This window comes from Parabacteroides sp. D25, from assembly GCF_000307475.1.
In the GTDB taxonomy this organism is placed as follows: Bacteria; Bacteroidota; Bacteroidia; order Bacteroidales; family Tannerellaceae; genus Parabacteroides; species Parabacteroides distasonis.
This window is the reverse complement of sequence record NZ_JH976500.1, coordinates 868,733-893,011: the sequence shown is the minus strand read 5'-3', so window position 1 is coordinate 893,011 and position 24,279 is coordinate 868,733. Positions and strand designations below refer to the sequence as shown.

Below are 24,279 nucleotides of genomic sequence, written 5' to 3'. Positions count from 1 at the left end.
CCAAAAGGTGGCGGAAACAATCGGGACAAGGCTGATGCGGAAAAATACGCTCGACAGATGGAGAGGAAGATTTTTGCGACTCACTCGCGGCGGAACGCCGGCATTGGCAAGATTGGAGCAGCCTATTACCTTTGCGGGAAAATAAGTCCACAAGAGGTCGCACGGCAGCAGCAAAACGATAATAAATGACAATCAAATAGAAAGGGATGAATAAAACTGTAAAACAGGGGTGTTAAAACAGGGTAACGGACAACCGGAACGGATTGCCCGTACTATAATCGGGGGGAAGGTGAACTATAAAAGGAGGTGGAAGCGTATGGATTGGCCCATCTCTTGATAATTGCAGAATGACGACTGTATTAAATGTCGTGAAAAAAAATGCAACGGGCTATTTTTTTGTATCATGAGCGTATTATTCAGCAAATTAGTTGTATCTTTGTAATCGCATAGATTTTTTTGAAATGAAAACAGCTATACAGATTGCCAAAATAAGAGCGGTGGTACTCTACATCATGCAGAGTTTCACTCAAGGAGTGGACTATATAAAGTTATTTAAAATACTTTATTTTGCCCAACAGGACCATCTTGTCAAATATGGCAAAGTGATTGTCGAAGACTCTTTCAGAGCATTGAAGCATGGCCCGGTGCCAGCCTATACCTACAAGGCACTGCAAATTGCAGAAGGCAAACCCTTGGATGGGAATTTTGACGAGTTCCTTTCAGACATAGAGGTTCGTGACAAGAAGGTATATACTTCTGCCGTACCCGATATGGACTATATATCAGGTGCCAACAAACGTTGTCTTGACGCTGCTATCGCTAAATATAAGGATACAGACCCTTATGACTTGTCCGATTTGTCGCATGACTCGGCATGGGAAGAAGCGATGACACGCATTCAGGATGATCCTCAAAAGAACTTCATTACCATTATAGATATAGCCCGAGCAGGAAAAGCTACCGAGGACATGGTAGATTATATCCGAGAAAAGCAGATTGTCAAGAACGCTTTATCTTAAATCAAATGGACGACAAAACCGGTGCATTGGAAAGGCTGAAAGCTATAATGGCCAAAGCTGAGCAAGTAGATATGTCATCAGTCAAAATTGGTGACATTATTTATGTTCCCTTGGACGAAGAGGACGGGCTGATACTAAAAGACGGATATAAAGACCGCAATAAATATATTGTTATTATCGGCTTTACTCCGGAAGGTGTCGCTATCGGTGCCTTACTGATAAATTCGGAAATAGACTCTTCCAAGAGGTCGGAAGAGCTACTGAACTGTCAATATCCTTTGATGGTTCGGAACTATCGTGATATTCTGGACTATGACAGTTGGCTGGATTGTTCCGATATATTCGAGCTTTCAAAATTGAAAATCACGGAAAAGAACGGTAAACTGAAAGGTTGCCTGATTTCCGAAGACAGGGAACGGGTTATACAGTTTCTAAGAGAGACAGAGGTGTTCGATAATGCAACTAAAAGGCGTTATGGCATTATTAAATAATGGCGTTAAATCATACAATCCGAATACATTAACCCCACCAGTTATTTATTTAAGAGGTGAGAAAATCGGTTGTTTGAGTAAAAATGTGAATCTTACAAATCGTGTAGATCCGGACGTGCTTAATGACTGGATGATAAGTCAGCGATTATTTGATTAGTTTTCCATACAGAAAAATACATAAGTCTCCAGTCGTAAATTGGGAACTTATGTATTTAGTGGGTCAAATGCTGATGCCGTCCTGTAAAACGACTGGAGTTATCGTTGTAAGTGATAACTTCTTCAGACATCATTAATCTCTACTTTCCAATCTTATACATATTATTACGGGAGTCAAACCGCACACCGCAAAAAATGTAGTCAGGTGTACGCACTGCTCTTGCCGTGTATATATCCTTGCAGTTGCATTCTTCAAGGTATCCTGCCAAACTATCCACCATAATAGCGCAACTTAATTCCGCTGTTCGATGTTTGAACCGCCTGCCGTTTATTTCGACTAACACATAAGGGGCGAAAAAATCAAACGGGCTATTGCTTTCGGGGGATAAGATGCCGATGTCTATCAGTCTGACAGGATTTAACTTTTCGTCCTTTGCCTTGTCGTTGTCCTTTTCAATTTGTTCACGTAGCAAGCGGAGGTAGCAATCTTTCTTCGCCTCAAAAGTATGTATCGACTTAATCCACTCACGAATCCGTTTCTTAAAGTATGCCATACTATTGGAAACAAAGAGCGTTATCCGTCCGTCTATGACAAAACCGTAATCGGTCATACCACTACTCCATTTACCCATACATTTATGGCGTACAGGCTCCCATGTCTTGCCTCCTACAAGGGCGACAAATTCATCTACTGCTGCTTTCTCTTTCCTTTTCATTGTATATAGTTTTTAAAATTCAGGAATAGTTCCTTTCTCAATCAAAACGTTATCGGCATAATACTCAATCGTACCAGTCGTAACACCAATATCCTGACAAACTGTTCTGAGATAGTTTTGATAGTCGTCTCCAGAAAAGTTCTTACCACATAAGTTTTTGAAAATCATCGGAATGGATATATCGTCTGTACTCGATAGTATCACTTTGCCATTCTGCCTAATCTCTGTTTTCATAATGCTGTTTTTGTTTTTATTGTTACTATTTCCCTTTGTTCGGTCTGTTTGCGACCTCTGGGATTTATTTTTCTGCCTCCAAAAGGTGGCGGAAACAATCTGACAAGGCTGATGCGGAAAAATACGCTCGACAGACGGAAAGGAAGATTTTTGCGGCTCACTCGCGGCGGAACGCCGGCATTGGCAAGATTGGAGCAGCCTATTACCTTTGCGGGAAAATAAGTCCACGAGAGGTCGCACGGCAGCAGCAAAACGATAATAAATGACAATCAAATAGAAAGGGATGAATAAAACGGTAAAACAGGGGTGCTAAAACAGAGCAACGGACAACCGGAACGGATTGCCCGTACTATAACATCTTTTTGATAAGGCAGGATGCGGTTCGGAACAGGCAACCTGAAAAACAATGTTTTTTGTTTGCTTATCCGCCAATCTTTCGTTATCTTTGTCAAAATGAAGACAGCAGACGGTACTTTCGGGTACGGTCATTGTCGTGACATGGAAGATTCATACTCGGCTTGGAAACAGGCAGAGATTGATATACATATTGTACGTTCACTGAACGTCTTGGAATAGAAAACTGACACTTATCAAAAAGACAAGATGTATAGCAAAATATTCATACTGCATGTTTATGCAGCAGGGGTTTACTTATCTGCCTTTTAAGTATGACAGTACCTCTATTCCGGAATAGCATGGGGTCATGCTGTTCTTTAAGGTGCAAGGTGGACATAATTCTTAAAAATACATTGAATATGAAACAGATTACCTTGCACGTGTACCAGTCCATCGATGGTTGTCCGGCTCTTTCGGACAAGTATTTTGATGCGGCAGTGGATGCCTCCAGTTGTGTGCTGATTGACGAAGAAACTTACCTGCGTATTTATATGAACCACTTGGGTTGGCCGATTACGGCGAAAGAGACTTTGGTTGTGACGAACGGCGGCATCGACCTGACGGAGAATGAACGAGTGAAGTTCATCCAAGGAGATGCAGTGGCAGAACTGCGACAGATGAAAGAAGACGGCGACGGTATGGTGGTGGCTTACGGTGAGGAAATCGGGGCTTTACTCTTGGATAACGGACTGGCGGACGAAATCACAGTGACAACCGTTCCGGTACTAATCGGCGGTGGCGAAAAGGCATTGGAGTGCGGACTGAATGACGGCAGTGCTTGGATTGTGCGGTCAAATAATGTGCTGTTGGACGGAAAAATGAGGACGGTGTACGGGAAGGTCTAATATGACAAATAGATATTATAGCAAAAGTGCAGCAACCGATTGCTGCACTTTTATTATAAAAGACGTGCCCTAAACATGCTAAATAGGCGAAAAGTAAGGTAAGTATATTACTTTTTAAGCCGAATACTAAAAAAGGTAGGGAAAGGCATAAGGAGGATGGAGCCTCCGAAGATATAAAAGTACAGCAACACCAACTAAACCGGCACATAGGTAAAGCCGGGCAATACATCAGAACCAATAGCGTACTTTGCCATATCACGCTATGGCTGACAAAACAGCCTTTACATGAATGGCAAAGGAATTACCGCTACGGCTCGGAATATGCGAAAACAAGATGTCTGTTATACGATTGAACTGCCATAGAGATTTAGAACTTTTAGTCCATTCGCTGTAGCCTTACGATAAGTATAAAACGTACCACCTTTGGGTTTGCCGTCATACCAGGCAATAAGAGACGAACTGTGACAAACCATATAGTCGTTGCGTCGAAGCAAACAACCATGGTAGTAGTGTTCGCTCAGGATGATAACATCATCCGAGTTACGGAGGATGGTATCGTACCGGGCTTTCATCGCATCGTTCCACCTCTCGGCTTGTCCGCGATACGGTACTACGGCAATAACTTGCAGACCTGACAATTCGGACTGCAACGCAAGGGCAACCCCTGCCGCCAGCATATCAAACCCCATGGCCATGCCACAGTAAAAATGACGATAACCTCCAGCGTATGCCTTGGTTATCGCTGCCTTTAATTGCAGCTTCAGTTGCTTCCTGCATCGGAATGGAATATTACGGTGTCCACTGAAGCAAACGGACACTGCCTTATCATACTTTGTCTGGGTCATATTATTTCACTTTGTAATGGGTTCTTGCGAGGAATATACCTCCGAGTACATTAGCACCAAGGCTTTCAAGCTGATTGGCATAAGTAGCATAACTCAGCCCTTTGGTTATCACATCATCAAAGACTACTACAGACCTGCCGTTGAAAAAAGCCGAATCAAACTCAATGACGTTTACCTTACGGACTTCTTTCTCTGCCTTACGGTTCTCGTGAATGGTCAGCCTCTCACCACTCACTGATACATGGTCATAACCATTGATAGCTCCGGTCAGTTCGCATACCCTTTGGCAGAATGCCTTGTAACGTATCTCGTTCTTCTTATCGGTGGATGCCGGTACGGGAGAAAATACAATGTTGGTGCATGATGTTCCATAACGTTCGGTCATGTTGGCTGCCGTGCGTTGAGCAACCTCTTCGTATGCCCGTCCATCCTTGAAATCAAAGACTAACTTGCGGTCTGCTATCTCACGCTCGCTCACATTGCGTATGCGTGCAGGAAAATACTTACAGAACCATACCTGTGGCTTGTCCAACTGCTTTTGAAGTTCTATGTCTATCGTCTTTGCCATAACTCTGATAATTTTTCTTTTTCCCTCTTTTTGAAGGCTGTTCAGCCTGCTGAGGGATATTTTCTGCCATCAACTGCCGCCCAAGAATACCGATAAGACAAAACGGGGACAAGAAATACGCTCTGACGTGTCAGAGGAAGATTTCTCGTTCCAGCGATAGTGGCGATTTGATGTTTGGTAAAAGGCGGCTTACTTTGCGGGAAATATGACTACGGCAGAGCTGACTGACAAACAGAACATGCTTTCTTACTACAAGCGGTTGTCATATAGACATGTAGAATAGGTGCAAGATTTATAAAAGGAATGGGTGGGCAGTGGAGCGTCTGTGGCTTGCCGGTCCAAACTTCCCGATGAAGTGACCGTACAACTTAGTCTCAAATCTGGCGAAGCGTAAGCCTTGGCAGTTTGTGACCGAGGTGTACGGTCTTTTCATGTTTGGCTTCCGTAAAGAGTCTTTCACTCACCCCATAGCAGCTCTGCTGCCATAAGGTGAGTGAATGTCTCTTGCGGACAAGTCCTGTGACGTTCCGCTGATGGTGTGGGGCGAAGCTATAAAAACAGACAGACGGCATTCCGGTTACAAAAGGACAGATGGTGGAGGTTGCTGCAAGGACAACAGGTTGGCTTGATTGACACTTGTGGCAAATGTGCCATCGTCCTTGCTTTGCCCCAAAGACGGGTACACAGCATATAGCAGACTTGTATGCCATTTGCCGTGTACCGGTCAAAAGGGCAAAAACATCCTCTATAAAAGTTAAGCATGTACACTTAAAAGAGGAAGTTGTATGGGTAAGACTTTATAATATAAGAGTGATATGGCTTACAAATTATCGGTGCTATTTTAGATTAGTGCCACGATTTTGCTAACTTTGCAAGTGAGTGAAAACGGATTCTGATAATAAGCAATGAAGCCATTACATCCATATCCGATTATGCCGAAATACACCGTAATGTTGTAAATAACCGGATTGAAACGGACTGCTTCATTCAAATAAAAATACGATGAATGCAAGACTATTGTTCATACTCCTGCTTTTCGTTATCGGGGCATTGTGGTATATTATCGGCTATTGGCGACGAAAAGCAGGAGAAGCGGCATTCGCCGCCGCACGGTTGGCCGAAAAGAGCGAGGAACGTGAACGCTACTGTCGTCTGGCGGTAATGGCCGGTCATCGGGAAGCCTGCCGTATGTTCTGTCTCTTGCACCCCGAACAGTTTGATGGCCATTCTCCCCATAAGCCGTTCAAATCACGAGGCATCCGAATCTCTTTTTACGGGTATTACTATCCGTCACGATACAATGCGCTGCTCAATGATGAACAGAGGGCTTTCTGCCGTTCCATCTACCAATTCAAACAAGGAGATATACACGGAATCGAGTTCTTTAAAACGTGCATGAATGCTTTGCAACTGAAAAAGAGACCTTACCATATCATGTTCATGCCGTGTAGCAACTGGATAAAATACGGCCAACGGTTCAAACGGCTCGACTGGTACATCGGCAAGCATCGACAGGATTTAACTTCAGGACTGTACGACGTTGATATTTGCGATGCACGAGAAAGCCTGCATGAAGCCAAAGGTGGAGAAAAGCGTATTCTCGAACGAAACTACCTCATTACCGGAAATATCAAAGGGAAAGAGATTATCATCATAGATGATGTGCTGACAACCGGGCAAAGCGTGGCGGATTACAAGGAAGAAATAGAACGGTGCGGTGGCAAAGTAGTGGCGGCTATCTTCTATGGCAAGACGTTCTCCATGCCTTCGATGCTCCTTGTACAAATACACATCTGGGGCAACCACATTGCCCATATTATCGAACGGATGACAAAGTAACCGGAACGGTTTCAGTCCTTTTTACTTCTTTTCACAAACCTGCCAATGCTGATATGCACTCCTGCCGGATGGATTGGATATAATCGAGTATAAGCGAGGGGCTGATACTCCTGCCATTGAGCTTGCAGGTGATATGTAGGTGTTCGCCAGTGCTGCGTCCTGTGGAGCCGGTAATGCCAACCACATCACGCGGATGAACTACTGCCCCTTTGACAATAAGAATTTTAGAGAGGTGACAATAACTGACGGTGTACCTGCCATGCCGCAAAGTTACATACTTGCCGGAAGTCTTGTCCTGTCCGACCTTCACGACCACACCCTCCATCATGGCCATCACCTCGTCGCCACGTGCGCGCAAGTCCAGTCCACCATGAAATTTACTCTTTCCCGTAAACGGGTCCTTACGGTAGCCGTAAGGCGAAGTGACCTTGATATAACGTAACGGGTAACTTACACTCAAGTAACGATCCATCCACTTTTTCTTATCCATATCTGCGGATACCGGGATACCTGTTGAAACTTCCTGTATGGAAACCTCGCTTTCAGGTGCCGGTTCTGCTTGGTCTAACCCCATATCCAACGCCTCCATCTTGTAGCGTGTCGGGGTAACGGCAACGGTATTGAATTGTGCTTTGGCCGTCGTGATACATAATGAGACACCTGTCATCATCAATAATAGAATCTTTCTCATGGCAGCAAAGTTAGCACGCTCTTCTTATAGTCTTTCCATTGCCGGCTGTTTTCTCTCCAAATATAACCATTTAATTAGTTTTGAATATGATTTTTCGCAAATAATCATATTCAAAACATTAAAAATATCACTTTATAATCACTTATAAAGAAATGTTTTAGTTATCAGATAAGAAATCAATCTATATTTGCTGAGTATAATTTTATAACATCATTCAGAATATGAAAAAAGAACAATTTGAGTTCAATGAACTGCCTTATCCGACATTGGCCCGCTTTGGGCTTACCCAAGAAATGATTGAAGATTTGCCCCTGCGTATCCTGAAAGAAATCGGGAAAGGCGGCTACTCGCCGGTACTGCCCGTGCGTGTCGCTAACGAGAATGGCCAAGTAATCGAGAGTCGCAGTCGGTTTGCCTTTATCCGTATGGATAGCGGCGAGGTGGATGTGGTCTTCTACCCCACGCTGAAGTCCTCACCACTGGAATGCTACAACGAGGAACAGCAGAAGCAGTTACTCGACGGCAAATCCATCATTGCAGACGTGGCTATGGCGGACGGACGGCACAGTAAGGCTTTCGTGCAAATTGACGAGGAAACAAAACAGGTGATGTATGTTCCGACACCCATCATTGCCCGTAACCTGAAAGTACTGGCTGAAGTAATGCACTTCGGTACAGTGGAAGTAAACGGAATGCAGCATGGTGAGCCTCTGACGGTGGCAGTGGATGGCGAACCTGTCACGGTAGGTATCGACCTTCATAACAAGACAGGTATCCGTTTCTGTGCGGGTGACGCGCAGAAATGGAAAGAGCAACCCAAGCGCGAATGGGATAAGTACACCTTCGGCTGCTACGGTTGCTGGGTGATGGATGATGACGGTAATCTCGACTACGTTCCGGAGGAGGAATACACCGAAGAACTGTGGAACGAACAGAAGAAAAGCGGCGAGCGTAACCGAGCGGCAGGTATTCACAAATAAAACCTATTTAATATAAGCGTATGGCACAACAGAAATATTATCCCGAAGAGATTCTCGTCGAGAAGATGCAGAGCGGCGAATACGGCTGGCTCGATTACATCAACCATTTTTCCGCCGAGTGGCAGGAGGAGTACGCCCATTACTGTGAGGAAAAAGGACTCTCGGTCTGCGAGGATTCTGCCGCCGGGTTTGTACGTTTCAAAGACGAACAATTGGAAGCGGCTATGAAATACGGTAACGCATAACAAGTAACCATCATAACATCAGACTATGGCGATACGAACAAATACCAATCCCCGACAGATGGACTTGCAGCCCGAAATGCGCAATCTACTGATGCGTAACGGACTTCAAGCCCATGTTGCATTTGACGGAGGCGGCTACCGGCTGATTGTGCAAGGGCATGATTCACCGTTGCTGGTCTATCCTATAACCGAACGCCAGATGTTGGCCCTGACGGACTGGGGAACAAATACGGCCAACAAGAAGGCCTACAACATACTTACGAGCATCATAGGAAAAGACTTCTATATGCCGAAGAATTTCGTCCATGCCCGCAATGCCAACGGGCGTGTGGCGATGGGGCTGCATGGCTACCGCATCGGTATAGGTGAGTACGGACACATGGGACGTCTGGGTATGCCCCCTCCATTTCTTGGTTGGACACCACGCGAGCAGTGGGGCTTCCACCTACGCAGAGTCGGCGGGCAGCTTTTCTTTCCGGGGCCATCCATCGTACCCGAACGCCCAGACGGGCGCATGAAGCCCGGCGAACTGCAATCGGGTGGCTACGGCTTTTACTACAAAGGCGGTCAACAGGAGCAACCCATTGTACAGCAAGATGTATTGAAGAACTTGCAGGAGGTCATTACACCGCTTGTCAGCCGTCCGCACAGCAAGGAACCGGCACAACCGTACAAGGAGTTGATTGCTTCACCAGTCTATTTTTCCAACGAGAAATGGTCGGAGTGCCTTACTTCGCACGGTCTTATCGTGGATATGGAACGGAGGACACTGACCGTACAATCGGAAAGTGTCAATGCCGATATGGTCTATGACCTGACGGAAGAAGAAGTGAAAAAACTGGCTACCACATCCATCGAGGGACAACCTGTGGAGAAACGGCTGGATCTGCTGAATGGCATTATCGGAGCGGACTTTGCCGATAAGGTAACGATGGAACAGCTCAACAGCGAACAACGCATCAGTATCGGCCTGCATCCCGAAGTACGGCATGAACTGGAAGAACGGCAGCGGCAGGAACAAGAATTATTCATGCAGCAAGAAACTCCGATACGGCAGGAATACATACAGGGCAGTATTGGTGCAGCCGTGGACGGGCGTGACCTGCAACTGCTCAACGAAAGCAAAGGCTGGTATCGTGAGGAGAAACATGGCCGGGAAGTAGAGGTCAGCGACATTGCCGTGCAACCGGCACAGACGGAGGGTAAATACAAGATGTCCGCCGTTATTGACGGACAGGTCATCAGCCACGAAATCAGCCAGAAAGACTACGACAAGTTTCTTGCTGTGGATGATTACCACCGGATGAAACTTTTTTCGAAGATTTTCAACGAGGTGGATATGAAGACACGTCCTGAAGCGAACAAGGGGCTTGGCGTGAAGATATTCGCTGCCCTTACCGCCGGTGCGGTGGTGGCGTCGGAAGTCGCACATGGCTTCCATCACCACCACTCTCCGGAGTTTTATGGCGAACGTTTCAGCGGACCGCCACATCCATACTTCAAGCCCGGCGTAGATACACCGAGAGATGTGGCCATCCGTAATTTCGAGGCACAGATGAATCAAGATATTAATGAAATGAGAAGAGGGAGGTAAACCTATGAGAGACGGAGACCTTACATACGATGACTTCCTGCAACGACTAAACATCCAGGACGTATTGATTGACGCAGGGTATCACCTGAACCGTCGTGACGGTCTGCGCTATCCCTCGTATGTCCGTTTGGACAGCGACGGCAGACGTATCCGTGGTGACAAATTTATTGTGACACAACAAGGAAAATGCTGTTTCCACGCACAACAACAGAAAGTTTATAACATCATTTCCTTCATCAAGGAGCATCCGCACTTTTTCACGGAGTACCATGCGGGTATGTCTCCGGACAGACTGGTGAATCTTGTCTGTAACAGATTACTGAATATTCCCGTCACTGAACGGAAAACCAGAATAGTGAACCCTAAACGAGATGTAAAGCCATTTGACATAGCGGACTACGACATTCATAAGTTCAATCCGCAGAACCGGGAAACGCAGAAAAAATTTTATCCTTATTTTAAAAGCCGAGGTATCGACCTCTATACACAATATGCTTTCCATCGGCATTTTTATCTGGCTACGAAACACCGGGAGGACGGTGCAGCCTACACGAACCTGTCCTTTCCACTAACCCTGCCCAAAGGCGACGGAGAGATTGTGGGACTTGAAGAACGAGGACGTGCACGTATGGACGGGAGCGGCAGCTACAAAGGCAAAGCCGCAGGGAGCAATTCAAGCGAGGGACTGTGGATTGCCAGCCCTGCCCGCACTTCTCTCACCTCCGCCAAGCATATCTATTGGTTCGAAAGTGCTTATGATGCGATGGCATATTACCAACTTCATCAGGCAGAAAATAAGGAGTTGCGAAAGGCGGTTTTTATCTCTACCGGAGGGGCACCAAGCCAGCAGCAATTCAAAGGAACGATAAAGGTAACTCCCCATGCCTCACATCACCTTTGCTTCGATCATGACCGTGCCGGACAGGTCTATGCCATCCACTTTGCTCTCACTCATGCAGGCTGGAACTTCTCCACCTGTCTGTCACAAACCGGCAGACTGATTGTACAGAACAACAGCGAAGGCTATCCACAGTATGAAATAGGACTTGAACCATTCAATTTTGAAAAGATTACAGCCATTCTGGGTATAAATGATGCAAAACAAAATTTGAAGAATGGGGAGCATGACGATATGGATATTGGGGACGGCTATCTACAGGAAATGAGCATGGTTCGTATGGATGAGTACGAAATGGCCTGTGCCGAGGGTTCTGCAAGCGAGGAAGAATTAGAGGCAATGAGAAATAATCTGGCAGCCATCGACAAGGCGATTGGGGCTTTCAATCCCGGTCCGAAAGATGTAGGACGTGTCCTGTATGAATCTGCCGCAGAAGGTTATAAGGATTGGAACGACCAGCTACTCGACAAACGGATACAACCCAAGGAAAAGGAAGTTGACGATTGGGAAATCAGTGGTAAAGCCACCCTAAAACGAGCCTTGGCCGATTTACCCGAAATCAATCCGGAACATATCCGAAACGGATTATATGACGAAGCAGACCATGAGGCTGTGCGAAAGCGTCTTGAACGTGCGGACAGAGTAATATTCTCCTTTGAAACCAATGACCAGGGAATGTCAGATAAGGGTTTTCAGGAAATGTACAAGATACGGGAAGAACTTGCCCGGTTGGAAGTGGATATAACCAATTCTCTCTCCGGCATGAGAGAAGACTTTCACTCCCATTTTCACCGATAATCCATAAAACCTATGCAGAGAACTTATCATAAAACCATTGTCATCCATCCGCATACCGGGCAATTTGTCATCAACGAGCTGCCCACTCTCGTGCTGTGCGGCACTGTATGGGTGTACGGAGGCATGGAAGGGTTGCCATTGACAGCTATTGCCACAGTAATTGCCTTGATGCTCTCGTTGCTGTTACTCTACCGTTATCTCTACCTGCGGCGAATCCGTTACTGCATCGGTACGGAACAACTTGTCAGCGAATACGGTATTATCCGTCGCAAAGTGGATTATATGGAGCTGTATCGTATCGTGGATTTTCAAGAGCACCAAGCCTGCTGCAACAATTGTGTGGGTTGAAAACCGTAAGCATCCTTTCAATGGACAGAAACACGCCCCGTCTTGACCTGATTGGTATCTTCCATAGGGACGACCTCGTGTCAATTATCCGTGAACGGGTAGAAACTAACAAACGAAAAAAGGGAATATATGAAATCACGAATCATTAGTCTGGGGCTGGTTGTCTCGCTGGTATGCCTGCTTCCACAGGTGGCAGAAGCCCAAATTGCGGCTTCCAATCCGTTGGAATGGACAGCATTGGCCGAAGGTAACGAACTGATAAACGAGCAGATTGAAAAACAAATAAAGGGACAGACACAAACAGCCTTGCTTCAGAACAGCATCGCTACCGAGTTCAACCAAATCCACAAGTGGGAGAAGCAGTACAACAGTTACCTCAAGACAGTAAGCGGTTACGCTTCATCACTGAAAGCCTGTACGCATCTCTACAATGACGGTGTGCGGATTTTCCTCACGCTGGGGAAATTAGGCAAGGCCATCCAAAACAATCCGCAGGGCATTGTGGCCAGTATGAACATGAACAACCTCTATATAGAAACAGCAACGGAGCTTGTCTCTGTTTTTACATTGCTGAATGACGCTGTGGCCAAGGGTAGCAACGAAAACATGCTTACGGGGGCAGAACGCAGCAAGACGCTATGGGCGTTGAACGACCAACTATCGGATTTTAGCCGGAAGTTGCATCTGCTCTATTTGAGCATACGGTACTATACTTTCAATGATGTGTGGAACAACGTAACGGCGGGAATGCTTGACCGTGACAACGGTGAGGCAGCTCGTATGGCTCTGTCCCATTGGCACAGGGCGGCAGCTCTCGTCCGATAAAATATATCAGTTATGAAATGGACAATTTGGATAAGTATATTACTGCTGTGTCTTACCGGTATCGGTGAGGTACAAGCGCAGAATGACCCTGTACTGGCCGGAATGATTGCAGCATATACCGAAAAGGCAGAGAAGGAATTGAAAAATCAAGAAAAGGTCATGCTGATGCAGACCACCGGGCATATTTGGACAAAAGAAGAAGTGCAGGCTACAACAGACCTGCAACGAGAGTTCAATAACTATCTGAACTCTTTCCGGTCAATAGTCTGCTATGCGGCGCAAACTTATGGGTTCTATTATGAGGTATCGAGGCTGACAGACAATATGGGCGACTTCACCAAGCAATTGAAGCGAAGTCCAGCCAATACACTTGCCGTAGCCCTATCCACACAGCGCAACAAGATTTACCGGGAACTGATGATGAACAGCGTGGAAATTGTGAACGATATTCGCACAGCGTGCCTTTCGGAGAACAAGATGACGGAAAAAGAGCGTATGGAAATTGTCTTTGGTATCCGTCCAAAGCTCAAAACAATGAACAAAAAACTGCAACGACTGACCAAAGCGGTAAAGTACACGACAATGGGCGACATTTGGCGGGAAATCGACGAGGGTGCACGTCCCGAAGCCGATAAACGCAGTATCGTGGACGCAGCCAAACGACGTTGGCGACAGATTGGAAAGAAAGTAAGACCTTAAAAATGTAATGATATGGGAATTTGGAATTCAATATTGAAATATGGCGGCAAAGCAGCAAAAGCTACCGGAAGAAGTATGGGACATGCTGCACTGCATCCTTCACAAACCTTACGGGGCACAGGACAAGCCGTCAAGACCGCAGCCATCGGCGGTGCAGTCGGTTATGTGGGTTGGGAGAAACTAACCACAGATAAGAGCGTGGTACATATCGTAAGCGATGCGGTCATAGGGAAATCGGCTACGGATACCCTTGCAGATGCAGCGGACGGTGTGCGAGAACTAACAAGCAAGGCCGGAGAAGCAGTCGGTTCCGTCAGCGGTACGGTAGCCGGCATAGACTCAAAACTGGGTGGAGTATCGAATTTTCTGCGGCAAGTCTCCAATGGCGGAGTTTCCGATATGTTCGGTAACTTTTTCCGTAATCTCGGACAGGGTAACGTGTCGGGATTGAGTATAGCAGGACTGGTCGCAGCAGCATTTCTTATATTCGGACGCTTCGGCTGGCTGGGCAAGATTGCCGGTGCATTTCTCGGCATGATGCTTATCGGCAACAATGCCGGTATTTTCCGCACACCTGACACGGGAAGCATACAACGAGTACAGACACCCGCTCTTCCTGTTGAAGAACAGACGAATAGCGGAGGGATGAAAAGATAAGAATACAAATCAAATCTAACAACAATAATGAAATATACAGAAGAAATGATCCTGCAATCCGAAAGTGGATACTGTATGCCTTTTGAAGAACGGCAGGGCAAGGATGTGAAACTATCGCTCGGCTACGGCGAACAAACCGATCCGGCAACGGGCAAAACATTTTTTCATCATGGCATTGACTTCGATGTACGGTGTTACACACTGGCGGCTGTCGCCAGCGGTATCGTGTCAGGTATAGGCAATGACCCTACACTCGGCATCTGCCAGACTATACGCTATGGGGAGTATGAAGTGACCTATGGGCATTTGTCAAATGTCTTCGCCCAGTTCGGACAGCGTGTCAAGGCCGGACAGACTGTAGCTTTGAGCGGTGACAAGCTGCATATCGGGATACGCTTCAAAGGTGAGGAACTGAACCCGCTGGAATTTCTAACCATGCTGTATGGTAATATCCAAGCATTATGTCATGCCGATGGAGACGAAGCGGCAACATCTCCCGGCATGGCGATGGCACTGACCACCGATTACGAGCAGGACAGACAGGAAATAGAGGAATTGATGCTGCGTTTCCTGCCCCACTACATGGAAGACTTACAACGTGGTGCATACCGACTTCCTCCACATACGGAGCAGTCACTCCGCCATGTCTTTACAATGGGAGCAGTCAAAGAATACTTCTATGAAAATATGCCGAGTATATCCAACCCACTCGGACTGGGACATAAAGCAATGCCGCTTGCCTGTAAGGTGCAGAACCTACTCATTGCGGACTTCCTGCATTACCTTGCCCTACGGCATGGCGTGTACTTATCGACGATGGGCGGTGATGTAAAAAAAAACTCTATGACGAAGCCCTGCCCCATAGTGGTATCATTGACCCACTAGCAGAATTGGACATAGACATCCAGAGTTTTGACATACCGAGAGCAGTCACGGTATATCCTGACCGGGCCGGTGTGCGCTGGTGGACGAAAGCATGGTTCAATAACCGGGAAGAGGGCGAAGCATCGGTGGAGATTGAGCGAGAACAAGCGATACGCTTTATTCACGACAACATCGAGAAAGATGTATGGCTGGAAGAGTTCTATCCCAAACAGATGGAAATTTACCACAACGCCATCGAGCAGACAAAAGAGCAATTATTAATGAATAGAATAGGATAAACATATAATACATTATGGACGGAATCAAGCATAGCGGACGGTTTGCAGAAATGGAACGCCTTGTGAACGACTATTTCAACTGCCATATCGCACCCGTCATGTCAAAAACGCGAACTGACCTCATACGGAATCAGGGAGAGGAAATGAAAGAATATTCCACCTCTTTAGGTGGTATTCTCAGTATGATGGCATCTTCGGCACAACCCATGAGCGACCCCTATCAGACACTCAAGGTCACAGGCGAATGGAACTCCAAAACGACAGAGGACTATATCGAGATGTGCAAGACGGAGATTACCGGCTCCAAGGAAATGCAGCAAGACCTTGCGTACATGGCCGGACAGTGGCGGGATACCGTCGTGCAGGAAATCGGGAGGGCACGTTACGATGAGTTATCAGAACAGCTCGGTTGTGACCTCGCCTATGCCTATATGGACCACCGGATAGAGGAACTGATGATTGACCGGCTGGTGAAAGAACGTATGCCCAAGTCTTCCGCTGACTACATCGTCCGAAAGGCTACCGAATCGAGTCTGCTGGGATTATCGCAGACGTTAAGCCGTTCACCGCTGACCGATGAAATAGAGGCACGAGGCGAAGCAGCTTATCGCCCGAACAGATGGGAAAAAGGTACGGGATGGATGTTGGGCACAGCCGCAGATACCTTGATGATGGGTGGTGCTGGTTCATGGACGGCACTGGCAAAATTTGCCGGTACAGATGTGGCTATTGCAGCCATCGCCAATCATTTTGAAGGCAAGAAGCCTGACACTCTTTCAGTAGAACAGTGCATCAGTAAAGGAGTGTTCGGCAGCGACAGAAACGTATTCGACGATTTTCGCAAAGAGGCAGCCCAAATACAAGTCAAAGAGAACACGGCGATTGGTACAGACAACAAGCAACTGAAAAAGAAAATCCCTGTCATGGACTTTGGCTTCATGGAGTGGACACAAAACCAGAATAACGGTTTATTGTGGCCGAATGTACAGAACGAGGAACAACAGAAGCATGAGGAACGGTACAAGGATGTGCCGATTGTTGTTGCTCCCGGACAAGAAGAGGCCTACTTGCAGTCTTTGGAACAACGTGACAAAGCGGAAATGGTCAGGACAGAACAGGATGAAACTATGAAAGAAGAGAAGCATGAAACCGTTGTTCCTGCCAATAATGCGGAACAACATGTACAAACGATACAAAGTGCGCAAGTAACACAGGGAAACGGAAACGGTTGGGGCGGACTGCTTGGTATGCTGGGACTGGATGGCATAGGTAATATGACAGGTAATCTCGGTTATGTAATGGCCATGCTCCCTGATGTTCTGTTGGGAATATTCACAGGCAAAACAGAATCGTTGCGCTTGGGAAACAATATGTTACCGATAGCGAGCATTGTGGCGGGTATGTTTGTGCGTAACCCGTTGCTGAAAATGCTCCTGATTGGTCTGGGAGGTATGAATCTGTTGAATAAGGTAGGACACGAGGCCTTGAAAGAACGAACAGAGGAAAAACTGAACGTAACAAACGGGAACAATGTACAGTACCGACACTATACGAATGAAGCTCTGAACCCACGTATCGTGAACCCTGTATTGCAAAATAGCACGTTGATTGCCACGATAGACCGAGTACCGTGTACCATCCAGTTGTCACCGGTTGTAGCAGAAGCCTACCGTACCGGGGCATTGCCTTTGAACACGCTGGCAAATGCTGTCCTTGCCAAGAGTGACCAGCTTCGCCAAGCTGCTGCACGGAATTATGAGGACGGAAAACAGGAAACCATCGTGCGTCCACGGGGTATTCAATAATCCTATAATCAAATAAACGATATGAAAGAAAAATCGCAAATCGAAAAGAAAGCCGAGGAAAAACAAATCACCTTGCTTTCTACGGCTTTGAGTGAAGCCTCGAATGCCGGTGGACACTGGCTCAACGCATCGGGAAAGGGATACCCACGCTTCTATCCAAGGGGTGTTTCTGTCAGCGCATTCAATGCGCTGTTCATGACGTTGCATTCCGATAAAAATGGATGCAAAACCAACCAGTTCACGCTATTCAGTGATGCCAAGGCACAAGGAGCCTCGGTGCGTGAAAATGAGCAGGGAGTTCCATTTTTGTTTTACAATTGGAACAAGTACGTTCACCGTAATAATCCGGAACAGATTATCAGTCGTGATGACTACATGAAACTGTATGAAGAGGAACAAAAATTATATAAAGGTGTACACAACCGTGAAATTCGTACTTTGTTCAACATTGACCAGACGACACTACCCTACGTGGATAAGGAGCGATACGAAACGACGTTGCGGCGGTATGGCAGTGCAGTGGAAAGAGGATATACGGAAGCTGACAACCGACGGTTGCATATTCAATTCAACGACTTCCTGCTGAGGATGCGGGACAACCTTGTGCCTGTGCGTTCGGACGGAAGCGGTGTACCCCACTACGAAACAGATAAGGATGCGGTCTATATGCCGCGACAAAGAGAGTTCGGACATTATCACGACTATATACAGGAAGCCTTGCGGCAAATCGTGAGTGCTACCGGACACCAACAACGGTTGGCGCGTGAAGGTATGGTGATGAAGAACGGTGTGGCTCCCTCGGAGGATGCCGTCAGACAGGAGCGGTTGGTCGTGGAACTGGCTTCGGGAATTAAAATGTTGGAACTGGGGTTGCCAGCACGGTTGTCTGAAGAAAGCCTGAAGACTGTGGAATACTGGTGTCGGGAGCTGAAAGAGAACCCAAACTTGATGGACGCCCTCGAAAGTGACGTGAACAATGCCATCGAAGTAATCAATAAAGCGGAACGGGGCGAGAAAATCGAATACGCCACCATGCGCAACCGGCGGGACACTTCAACCATGCAGGAGCAGATGCCCAAACATTATTTTGTGGCCAACGAGATTCGGCAGCATCCGGATAAAGAAACGAAAAAAATTGTGCTTGTTATTGACCCACAGGCAAAAACCGCAGACGTGATTCTCCCAGCAGGGGCATCAACAGAGGTAGATAACGAGATACCGGGAATGAACAAGGGACGCATCATGCGAGCGTTGCAGAAAGAGGGAATCGAGCAGGTACGCTTCTACAATACGGATGGTGCATTAGGTTATCGGCCCGATGACAGTTATTTTGCCGAGAAGATGATTACGTTGGCCCGGCTGAAGAACTGGGCGATGGAGAAACTCTCCACACTGGACGTGGCTTCGGCGGTCAAACAGGCAAATGAGATCGGATTTGACCACGTAGAGATGATTCAAGACGATAAGAAACGATGGGCACTTTATATCAAACCCGAAAATAAGAGCGGATATAGCATCTATCCTGATAAAGAAGATATAAACCGCTTCTTTTCAACGCTCAAGCAAGCGATGGATAACATCGGTAAGGTGCGGATGGAACTGGCGCACAAGTATTATGCGCTGGCCGAGGTCAAACCTGACCTAAAGGTGGATTTGTTCCACAGCGAAATGCCGGAAATTGATTTGAACCGTATCCAGCGTGTTTCGGTTTTCAAAACCAAACAAGACGGCATACAGTGTGTCGCAACTATCGACGGACAGAAACAGCCTGCCCGAAGTGTCACTCCGCAACAGTGGCAGCGGATGTGGATAGCGGAAGAACGTGACAGCTACAAACGTCATCTGGCAGCTACTCTTTTTGCAGACGTACTGCAAAAAGGACAATCGCAGGAAGCACACACCGGAGAGAAACAACAGAAAGAAGCAGAGTTGTGGCCGATAGAAACGGCAGCGCAGGAACGGACGGAATCAGACAATGAGGGAATTTCACCGGAGCGGCAGTTGTGGGACAAACTTAAGGCGAACCATCCCGATGCCTTGCAACTGCTTCGCACGAAAGATGGTTATCGGCTCTATAACGAAGATGCGGTACAGGGTGCAAAGATATTGGGCATAGCCCTGAAAGAGTATCCGGAACGGGACATTACGGCTTCAACGGAATTTCCAACGGAACAGCTCGACAGCTATCTGTCTAAGCTCGTCCGTGCCGGGGCACGGGTTGCTATCAGTGACATGGAGGAACAAGAAACACACAGAGGTTTTCATAGATAAGGAGTAAGGAAATGAGCAAGAACCAACAATACGCAATGAAATATGCAGAGTATGCTATGGAGCAGATGCGCCGATACGGAATACCCGCATCCGTGACGTTGGCACAAGGCATACTGGAAAGTTCCAACGGACAAAGCCGTTTGGCGCAGAACGAAAACAACCATTTTGGCATCAAGGCTACGCCTGCATGGATTGCCGAAGGAGGAAGGTATGGCATATATACTGACGATAAGCCGAATGAGAAGTTTTGCAGTTATGACAGCGTGGGTGATTCATACGAACACCACTCCCGTTTTCTGAAAGAGAACAGCCGCTATGCCCGATGTTTTGCACTTTCACCCGACGATTACAAGGGTTGGACACAAAATATCGAACAGGCCGGTTATGCCACAGGCGGAGAATATGCCGAGAGCCTGCAACGGATTATAGAGCAAAATGGCTTACAGCAGTATGACAAACTGGTGATGCAGGAAATGGAAACACAGGGTAAGCGGTTCGGTGCGGAACATAATCCTCTCCGAACGTCTGAAAATTCAGAGTATGGTGCGAAATACTCATTCCCGGTAGAGCGTGAAGAGTTTCTTTTTGTTACCTCGCCTTTCGGTATGCGGCAAGATCCGATGGACAACACGAAACAACAGATGCACAAGGGAATTGATATCCGTTGCAATGACGATGCGGTACTGGCTACTGAAAACAACGGGAAGGTGGTGGTTGTGAACCAGAACAAGAACACGCCCGGTGGGAAATCGCTGACTGTGGAATATACCCGAACGGATGGTAGCAAGGTACAATGTACTTATATGCACCTTAAGGAGGTTGCTGTAAAGGTCGGTGATGTAGTACAAGCCGGTGGGAAGCTCGGCACATCGGGCAACACAGGTACACGTACAACGGGCGAACATCTACATTTCGGCGTGACAAACTTCTATGCAGACGGAACAAAGCGTGACATCGACCCTGCGGCTTATCTGACTGAAATCGCACAGAAAGGTAATATCAAATTGGAAGTGTTGCACAACGGGAACAACCTGCTCACCCGATATAAAGGAACAGAAGAGAATGCCGCCGGCAAAAACCTTTCACCCGACGGATGGATGAAGAAGCTGCTTTCGTCAGAGGATAGCGGTGTGGGAATGTCTGGATGCAATGACCCTATAGTAGAGATGGCGATGACAGCCTTTAGTTCCCTTATGCTCTTGGCCGTACAAATCGACAACAAGAACGAGGAGGAGCAAAAGACTGCCATATCGAAACAAATGGACAGCGGGCGCATCAATCTGAAATCATTGTTGCCGGGCATGAAAAACTGTGAACTGGCAATCAGTGAAAATGGAAAGGCTATTCTGCGAGTGGACAATGGAGAGCTGCGTATGTCACGTGAGTTGACTACTGCGGAGCTAAGCCGTCTGTCGGCAACATTGAATAACAACACTCTCACAGAAGAAGCCAAAAGGATACGTGTAACCGGTATGCTGAATACGGTTATCCTCTCGGAAGCGGCTTCACAGAATTTTGAACAAGGGATGTCCCAACAGCAGGGGCAAACAGAGAACTTAAAAAGATAGAGGCGTGGCGATATGGTAAAATGCGTGATGATACAGCTATGCAGATGTCTGTTCGGACTGTCCTACCTTGCCTTGTATGTCCTGCTCTGCTACCAACTCTTCGGCTGGATGGCAACGCTCCTTATCATGAGCGTTCAACTGTTCCTTGCCGGATGGTTGATTTGGGCAATGATACGAGCACCCGATTAAAAGCAATGATTCAGCAGTTCAACAACAAATCATGGCAACACCGTTGTCGGGTGATTATGTATCACATTAAAAGACAATAGAAATGATAAAATGTAATGTTACGGTATGCGGCGTCATCGGACGTAATGCGTCGATACGCACAAACAAGGAAGGGAAAACGTTTCTGGTTTTCCCTCTTCGAGTGATGATTCCTGACACAGACGGGAAGACTATGCCTATTGAGGTGGATGTCAGCAAAGATACTGCCGGAGAGGAGGTCTCCAATTATCGAAATGGTTCCCGCGTCGAGGTTTCGGGGACAATGTATCTCAAACACCGTGGTGACAAACTTTATTTCAATCTTTTTATTAACGAAATTCGTACAGCTACGGCAGATATGAAGGATATGGTCAAAGGCGAATTGGTATTTCGAGGTAAGGTCGGGCAGCATATCGAGGAAAAAAGGGATAAGAAAGACCAGCCTTACACAGTGTTCTCGGCATTCAGTACGGAAAAAGTAGAGGATAGCTTTGAATACCAATGGGTACGTTTTTTCTGTTTTGGCAAAGGACGCGAAGCATGGTTACAGCCGGGCGTGCGAGTGGATGCCAAAGGTGAAATAACCCTTTCAGCATATAACGGGAAGGTGAATGTTTCATGCAAAGTGGAAGAACTTGTACAGTATGTGGCAGATTCGTCTAATTCCAATCAGTAAAGGATATGGCCGGATATAAAAAACAGCACACGGACGGGCCGAACAGTGAGGATAAAGCATTAGACCTCTTCGCTGAAATGATGATTGAGAAAATCGAGAGTATCCGTAAGGATTGGAGAAAGCCCTGGTTCACGGAAGGAGCGTTGCAATGGCCCCGCAATCTTTCCGGACGTGAGTATAACGGCATGAATGCCATTATGTTGCTTATACACTGTGAAAAGGAAGGTTACAAGATTCCGCGCTTCTGCACTTTTGAGTGTGTACAACGGCTCAACAAATCCGATAAGGACAATCAGGAGAAACCTCGTGTTTCTGTACTTCGTGGAGAGAAATCATTCCCAATCATGCTGACTACATTCACCTGCATACACAAGGATTCTGGTGAGAAGATTAAGTATGATGACTACAAAAAACTATCTGATAACGAGAAGAAGGAATACAATGTTTATCCGAAGATGCAAGTATTCCGAGTCTTTAACGTGGCACAGACCAACTTGCAGGAGGCAAGACCGGAGTTGTGGCAAAAACTCGAAAAAGAATATTCGCTATCGAAGATTGAGAACGGAGAACATTTCAGCTTCGCGCCCGTCGATGCACTGATAAAGGACAATCTGTGGATTTGTCCAATCAAACCACAGCATCAGGATAACGCTTACTACTCTATATCGAAAAATGAAATCGTTGTGCCGGAAAAGGAGCAGTTCAAATCCGGAGAGGCGTTCTATGGAACACTATTCCATGAGATGACACACTCAACCGGTGCGGAAGGAGTCCTTGACCGTATCAAGCCGACAACTTTCGGCTCGGCAGAGTACGCGCGCGAAGAACTGGTGGCCGAGTTAGGCAGCGCATTGGTCGCCCAACGTTACGGCATGACGAAACATATAAAAGAGGACAGTTGTGCGTACCTCAAAGGATGGCTCGACGAATTGAAGGAATCACCGCAATTCATCAAAACAACTCTGTTGGATGTGAAAAGAGCAGCTTCTCTGATTACCCAAAAGGTGGATAAGATTGCACTGGAACTGGAGCAGAACATTGATGAAGCACAAACAGCAGCACCGAAAGAAAAAGTGTATTATTCTTCCGTGGCTTATCTTCAGCTTACCGATGACACGATGCGGTTGGACGCATTCAAGGATAAAGGGGACTACGAAGGATTGCTGACTCTCGCCAAGGAGTATTATGACGGTAACGGCATTAACGAAGAATATACTTATTCTTCTCCCATACAGAACCGAGGAGACAATCTTTTGATTGAGGACAAGGATTTTGCTGTGGTGTACAATGGGAGTGTCGGGGGAACTTATGACGTGATGCTGAAATTCACGGAAAAGGAAGTACGCGACCATATCAGGCGTTATGGTGTTGAACGTGCTGGAGATACGTTAAAAGGGGTAGCCAAGGAGATGGCTGCGGAACAATTCGCCATCATGACACAGCAAAAGACTCCTGCATTTGAAATGCCGAACGGTGACGTGCTGTATGTCAGTTATAACAAAGAATCCGACATGATAGATGTTGGGCCGGTTACTAATGCGGGAATTGTCGCACAACATCGTTTCCCATACGATCATAATGCTTCGTTGGATGCCAACCTGCAAACTGTGAACGAAAAGTTGAATGATATGGAGGAATATCGGGAAGAGCTACAAGAGGCAGAGTACGGTGGCGGAATGCGCCGATAAAACAGAAAAAAAGATGCGGAGCAGGTTTGCTCCGTACCTTTTCTTGTTTATTTGCAA

Annotated in this window: 26 protein-coding genes and 1 pseudogene; 22 read left to right on the top strand and 5 right to left on the bottom strand. The window is 46.7% G+C overall.

All coding sequences use genetic code 11. The annotated features are described in order from the left end of the window. The first annotated feature begins 57 nt into the window (after positions 1-57). The 3 genes from HMPREF0999_RS23125 to HMPREF0999_RS03700 all read left to right on the top strand — a co-directional run bounded on the left by HMPREF0999_RS23125 (position 58) and on the right by HMPREF0999_RS03700 (position 1,510). Complete coding sequence (locus tag HMPREF0999_RS23125; RefSeq protein ID WP_010183074.1) at positions 58-189, top strand: hypothetical protein; 132 nt, start codon at positions 58-60, stop codon at positions 187-189. A gap of 272 nt (positions 190-461) precedes the next feature. Continuing rightward, complete coding sequence (locus tag HMPREF0999_RS03705; RefSeq protein WP_005777276.1) at positions 462-1,019, top strand: Panacea domain-containing protein; 558 nt, start codon at positions 462-464, stop codon at positions 1,017-1,019. Between the two features lie 5 nt (positions 1,020-1,024). Next, positions 1,025-1,510, top strand: coding sequence for a hypothetical protein (locus tag HMPREF0999_RS03700; protein WP_005836787.1), 486 nt, complete (start codon positions 1,025-1,027; stop codon positions 1,508-1,510). Between the two features lie 296 nt (positions 1,511-1,806). Here HMPREF0999_RS03700 and HMPREF0999_RS03695 read toward each other — a convergent pair whose 3' ends face one another. Continuing rightward, complete coding sequence (locus HMPREF0999_RS03695; RefSeq protein ID WP_008669264.1) at positions 1,807-2,382, bottom strand: hypothetical protein; 576 nt, start codon at positions 2,380-2,382, stop codon at positions 1,807-1,809. Positions 2,383-2,394: 12 nt separating this feature from the next. After that, the gene (locus HMPREF0999_RS03690; RefSeq protein ID WP_008669266.1) at positions 2,395-2,616 is read right to left on the bottom strand and encodes a hypothetical protein; all 222 of its coding nucleotides are present in this window, start codon (positions 2,614-2,616) and stop codon (positions 2,395-2,397) included. Between the two features lie 375 nt (positions 2,617-2,991). On the opposite strand from HMPREF0999_RS03690, the gene HMPREF0999_RS03685 reads away from it, so the two are divergent. Together HMPREF0999_RS03685 and HMPREF0999_RS03680 are read left to right on the top strand one after the other, a co-directional pair. Continuing rightward, positions 2,992-3,192 (top strand): hypothetical protein, encoded by a 201-nt coding sequence (locus HMPREF0999_RS03685; protein WP_007761432.1) that lies wholly within the window; start codon positions 2,992-2,994, stop codon positions 3,190-3,192. 179 nt (positions 3,193-3,371) lie between these two features. Then, positions 3,372-3,857: a dihydrofolate reductase family protein gene (locus tag HMPREF0999_RS03680; RefSeq protein ID WP_008669268.1), complete on the top strand. Its 486-nt coding sequence runs from the start codon at positions 3,372-3,374 to the stop codon at positions 3,855-3,857. A 341-nt stretch (positions 3,858-4,198) separates the two neighbouring features. Here the strand turns inward: HMPREF0999_RS03680 and HMPREF0999_RS03675 are convergent, their stop codons facing one another. Then, positions 4,199-4,702: an SLOG family protein gene (locus HMPREF0999_RS03675; RefSeq protein WP_008669270.1), complete on the bottom strand. Its 504-nt coding sequence runs from the start codon at positions 4,700-4,702 to the stop codon at positions 4,199-4,201. Between the two features lies 1 nt (position 4,703). Further along, a complete protein-coding gene (locus HMPREF0999_RS03670) occupies positions 4,704-5,270 on the bottom strand; it encodes a ribonucleotide-diphosphate reductase subunit alpha (RefSeq protein WP_005836774.1) in 567 nt (188 codons plus the stop codon). Positions 5,271-6,272: 1,002 nt separating this feature from the next. Here HMPREF0999_RS03670 and HMPREF0999_RS03665 point away from each other — a divergent pair. Further along, a complete protein-coding gene (locus HMPREF0999_RS03665; protein ID WP_005836771.1) occupies positions 6,273-7,109 on the top strand; it encodes a phosphoribosyltransferase family protein in 837 nt (278 codons plus the stop codon). 31 nt (positions 7,110-7,140) lie between these two features. Here HMPREF0999_RS03665 and HMPREF0999_RS03660 read toward each other — a convergent pair whose 3' ends face one another. Beyond that, positions 7,141-7,800 (bottom strand): M23 family metallopeptidase, encoded by a 660-nt coding sequence (locus tag HMPREF0999_RS03660; RefSeq protein WP_008669272.1) that lies wholly within the window; start codon positions 7,798-7,800, stop codon positions 7,141-7,143. A gap of 221 nt (positions 7,801-8,021) precedes the next feature. Between HMPREF0999_RS03660 and HMPREF0999_RS03655 the strand changes: the two genes are divergently transcribed. From HMPREF0999_RS03655 to HMPREF0999_RS03585, 16 genes and pseudogenes are all read left to right on the top strand, one after another. Then, on the top strand, positions 8,022-8,780 hold the full coding sequence (locus tag HMPREF0999_RS03655) for a DUF4099 domain-containing protein (RefSeq protein ID WP_008669273.1): 759 nt from the start codon (positions 8,022-8,024) through the stop codon (positions 8,778-8,780). A 20-nt stretch (positions 8,781-8,800) separates the two neighbouring features. Further along, positions 8,801-9,025, top strand: coding sequence for a hypothetical protein (locus tag HMPREF0999_RS03650; protein WP_008669275.1), 225 nt, complete (start codon positions 8,801-8,803; stop codon positions 9,023-9,025). Positions 9,026-9,050: 25 nt separating this feature from the next. Continuing rightward, positions 9,051-10,619 (top strand): hypothetical protein, encoded by a 1,569-nt coding sequence (locus HMPREF0999_RS03645; protein ID WP_008669276.1) that lies wholly within the window; start codon positions 9,051-9,053, stop codon positions 10,617-10,619. A gap of 4 nt (positions 10,620-10,623) precedes the next feature. After that, a complete protein-coding gene (locus HMPREF0999_RS03640) occupies positions 10,624-12,315 on the top strand; it encodes a toprim domain-containing protein (RefSeq protein ID WP_008669278.1) in 1,692 nt (563 codons plus the stop codon). Between the two features lie 12 nt (positions 12,316-12,327). After that, positions 12,328-12,812: pseudogene (locus HMPREF0999_RS03635) on the top strand (PH domain-containing protein). Further along, positions 12,793-13,488 (top strand): hypothetical protein, encoded by a 696-nt coding sequence (locus tag HMPREF0999_RS03630; RefSeq protein ID WP_008669281.1) that lies wholly within the window; start codon positions 12,793-12,795, stop codon positions 13,486-13,488. The pseudogene HMPREF0999_RS03635 and the gene HMPREF0999_RS03630 overlap by 20 nt, the downstream one beginning before the upstream one ends. Before the next feature lie 12 nt (positions 13,489-13,500). Then, positions 13,501-14,187: a hypothetical protein gene (locus HMPREF0999_RS03625; protein ID WP_008669283.1), complete on the top strand. Its 687-nt coding sequence runs from the start codon at positions 13,501-13,503 to the stop codon at positions 14,185-14,187. A gap of 12 nt (positions 14,188-14,199) precedes the next feature. Further along, positions 14,200-14,844 (top strand): hypothetical protein, encoded by a 645-nt coding sequence (locus HMPREF0999_RS03620; RefSeq protein WP_008669285.1) that lies wholly within the window; start codon positions 14,200-14,202, stop codon positions 14,842-14,844. A gap of 27 nt (positions 14,845-14,871) precedes the next feature. After that, the gene (locus tag HMPREF0999_RS03615) at positions 14,872-15,729 is read left to right on the top strand and encodes a M23 family metallopeptidase (RefSeq protein WP_008669288.1); all 858 of its coding nucleotides are present in this window, start codon (positions 14,872-14,874) and stop codon (positions 15,727-15,729) included. Between the two features lie 5 nt (positions 15,730-15,734). After that, positions 15,735-16,007, top strand: coding sequence for a hypothetical protein (locus HMPREF0999_RS03610; protein ID WP_005836750.1), 273 nt, complete (start codon positions 15,735-15,737; stop codon positions 16,005-16,007). 14 nt (positions 16,008-16,021) lie between these two features. Further along, on the top strand, positions 16,022-17,812 hold the full coding sequence (locus tag HMPREF0999_RS03605) for a hypothetical protein (RefSeq protein WP_008669290.1): 1,791 nt from the start codon (positions 16,022-16,024) through the stop codon (positions 17,810-17,812). 21 nt (positions 17,813-17,833) lie between these two features. After that, positions 17,834-20,083 (top strand): zincin-like metallopeptidase domain-containing protein, encoded by a 2,250-nt coding sequence (locus HMPREF0999_RS03600; RefSeq protein ID WP_008669292.1) that lies wholly within the window; start codon positions 17,834-17,836, stop codon positions 20,081-20,083. 11 nt (positions 20,084-20,094) lie between these two features. After that, positions 20,095-21,651 carry a glucosaminidase domain-containing protein gene (locus HMPREF0999_RS03595; RefSeq protein WP_009275187.1) on the top strand — a complete coding sequence of 519 codons (1,557 nt, stop codon included), beginning with the start codon at positions 20,095-20,097 and terminating at the stop codon, positions 21,649-21,651. 12 nt (positions 21,652-21,663) lie between these two features. Beyond that, the gene (locus HMPREF0999_RS22295; RefSeq protein ID WP_010183082.1) at positions 21,664-21,840 is read left to right on the top strand and encodes a hypothetical protein; all 177 of its coding nucleotides are present in this window, start codon (positions 21,664-21,666) and stop codon (positions 21,838-21,840) included. 82 nt (positions 21,841-21,922) lie between these two features. Then, the gene (locus tag HMPREF0999_RS03590) at positions 21,923-22,534 is read left to right on the top strand and encodes a hypothetical protein (protein WP_008669128.1); all 612 of its coding nucleotides are present in this window, start codon (positions 21,923-21,925) and stop codon (positions 22,532-22,534) included. A gap of 5 nt (positions 22,535-22,539) precedes the next feature. After that, the gene (locus tag HMPREF0999_RS03585; protein ID WP_008669126.1) at positions 22,540-24,222 is read left to right on the top strand and encodes a zincin-like metallopeptidase domain-containing protein; all 1,683 of its coding nucleotides are present in this window, start codon (positions 22,540-22,542) and stop codon (positions 24,220-24,222) included. Positions 24,223-24,279: the final 57 nt, after the last annotated feature.

Excerpts from the sequence above, each read along its gene's own strand:
- HMPREF0999_RS23125 (WP_010183074.1), top strand. The coding sequence starts at position 58 with ATGGAGAGGAAGATTTTTGCGACTCACTCGCGGCGGAACGCCGGCATT.
- HMPREF0999_RS03705 (WP_005777276.1), top strand. The coding sequence starts at position 462 with ATGAAAACAGCTATACAGATTGCCAAAATAAGAGCGGTGGTACTCTAC.
- HMPREF0999_RS03700 (WP_005836787.1), top strand. The coding sequence starts at position 1,025 with ATGGACGACAAAACCGGTGCATTGGAAAGGCTGAAAGCTATAATGGCC.
- HMPREF0999_RS03695 (WP_008669264.1), bottom strand. The coding sequence starts at position 2,382 with ATGAAAAGGAAAGAGAAAGCAGCAGTAGATGAATTTGTCGCCCTTGTA.
- HMPREF0999_RS03690 (WP_008669266.1), bottom strand. The coding sequence starts at position 2,616 with ATGAAAACAGAGATTAGGCAGAATGGCAAAGTGATACTATCGAGTACA.
- HMPREF0999_RS03685 (WP_007761432.1), top strand. The coding sequence starts at position 2,992 with ATGCGGTTCGGAACAGGCAACCTGAAAAACAATGTTTTTTGTTTGCTT.
- HMPREF0999_RS03680 (WP_008669268.1), top strand. The coding sequence starts at position 3,372 with ATGAAACAGATTACCTTGCACGTGTACCAGTCCATCGATGGTTGTCCG.
- HMPREF0999_RS03675 (WP_008669270.1), bottom strand. The coding sequence starts at position 4,702 with ATGACCCAGACAAAGTATGATAAGGCAGTGTCCGTTTGCTTCAGTGGA.
- HMPREF0999_RS03670 (WP_005836774.1), bottom strand. The coding sequence starts at position 5,270 with ATGGCAAAGACGATAGACATAGAACTTCAAAAGCAGTTGGACAAGCCA.
- HMPREF0999_RS03665 (WP_005836771.1), top strand. The coding sequence starts at position 6,273 with ATGAATGCAAGACTATTGTTCATACTCCTGCTTTTCGTTATCGGGGCA.
- HMPREF0999_RS03660 (WP_008669272.1), bottom strand. The coding sequence starts at position 7,800 with ATGAGAAAGATTCTATTATTGATGATGACAGGTGTCTCATTATGTATC.
- HMPREF0999_RS03655 (WP_008669273.1), top strand. The coding sequence starts at position 8,022 with ATGAAAAAAGAACAATTTGAGTTCAATGAACTGCCTTATCCGACATTG.
- HMPREF0999_RS03650 (WP_008669275.1), top strand. The coding sequence starts at position 8,801 with ATGGCACAACAGAAATATTATCCCGAAGAGATTCTCGTCGAGAAGATG.
- HMPREF0999_RS03645 (WP_008669276.1), top strand. The coding sequence starts at position 9,051 with ATGGCGATACGAACAAATACCAATCCCCGACAGATGGACTTGCAGCCC.
- HMPREF0999_RS03640 (WP_008669278.1), top strand. The coding sequence starts at position 10,624 with ATGAGAGACGGAGACCTTACATACGATGACTTCCTGCAACGACTAAAC.
- HMPREF0999_RS03630 (WP_008669281.1), top strand. The coding sequence starts at position 12,793 with ATGAAATCACGAATCATTAGTCTGGGGCTGGTTGTCTCGCTGGTATGC.
- HMPREF0999_RS03625 (WP_008669283.1), top strand. The coding sequence starts at position 13,501 with ATGAAATGGACAATTTGGATAAGTATATTACTGCTGTGTCTTACCGGT.
- HMPREF0999_RS03620 (WP_008669285.1), top strand. The coding sequence starts at position 14,200 with ATGGGAATTTGGAATTCAATATTGAAATATGGCGGCAAAGCAGCAAAA.
- HMPREF0999_RS03615 (WP_008669288.1), top strand. The coding sequence starts at position 14,872 with ATGAAATATACAGAAGAAATGATCCTGCAATCCGAAAGTGGATACTGT.
- HMPREF0999_RS03605 (WP_008669290.1), top strand. The coding sequence starts at position 16,022 with ATGGACGGAATCAAGCATAGCGGACGGTTTGCAGAAATGGAACGCCTT.
- HMPREF0999_RS03600 (WP_008669292.1), top strand. The coding sequence starts at position 17,834 with ATGAAAGAAAAATCGCAAATCGAAAAGAAAGCCGAGGAAAAACAAATC.
- HMPREF0999_RS03595 (WP_009275187.1), top strand. The coding sequence starts at position 20,095 with ATGAGCAAGAACCAACAATACGCAATGAAATATGCAGAGTATGCTATG.
- HMPREF0999_RS22295 (WP_010183082.1), top strand. The coding sequence starts at position 21,664 with ATGGTAAAATGCGTGATGATACAGCTATGCAGATGTCTGTTCGGACTG.
- HMPREF0999_RS03590 (WP_008669128.1), top strand. The coding sequence starts at position 21,923 with ATGATAAAATGTAATGTTACGGTATGCGGCGTCATCGGACGTAATGCG.
- HMPREF0999_RS03585 (WP_008669126.1), top strand. The coding sequence starts at position 22,540 with ATGGCCGGATATAAAAAACAGCACACGGACGGGCCGAACAGTGAGGAT.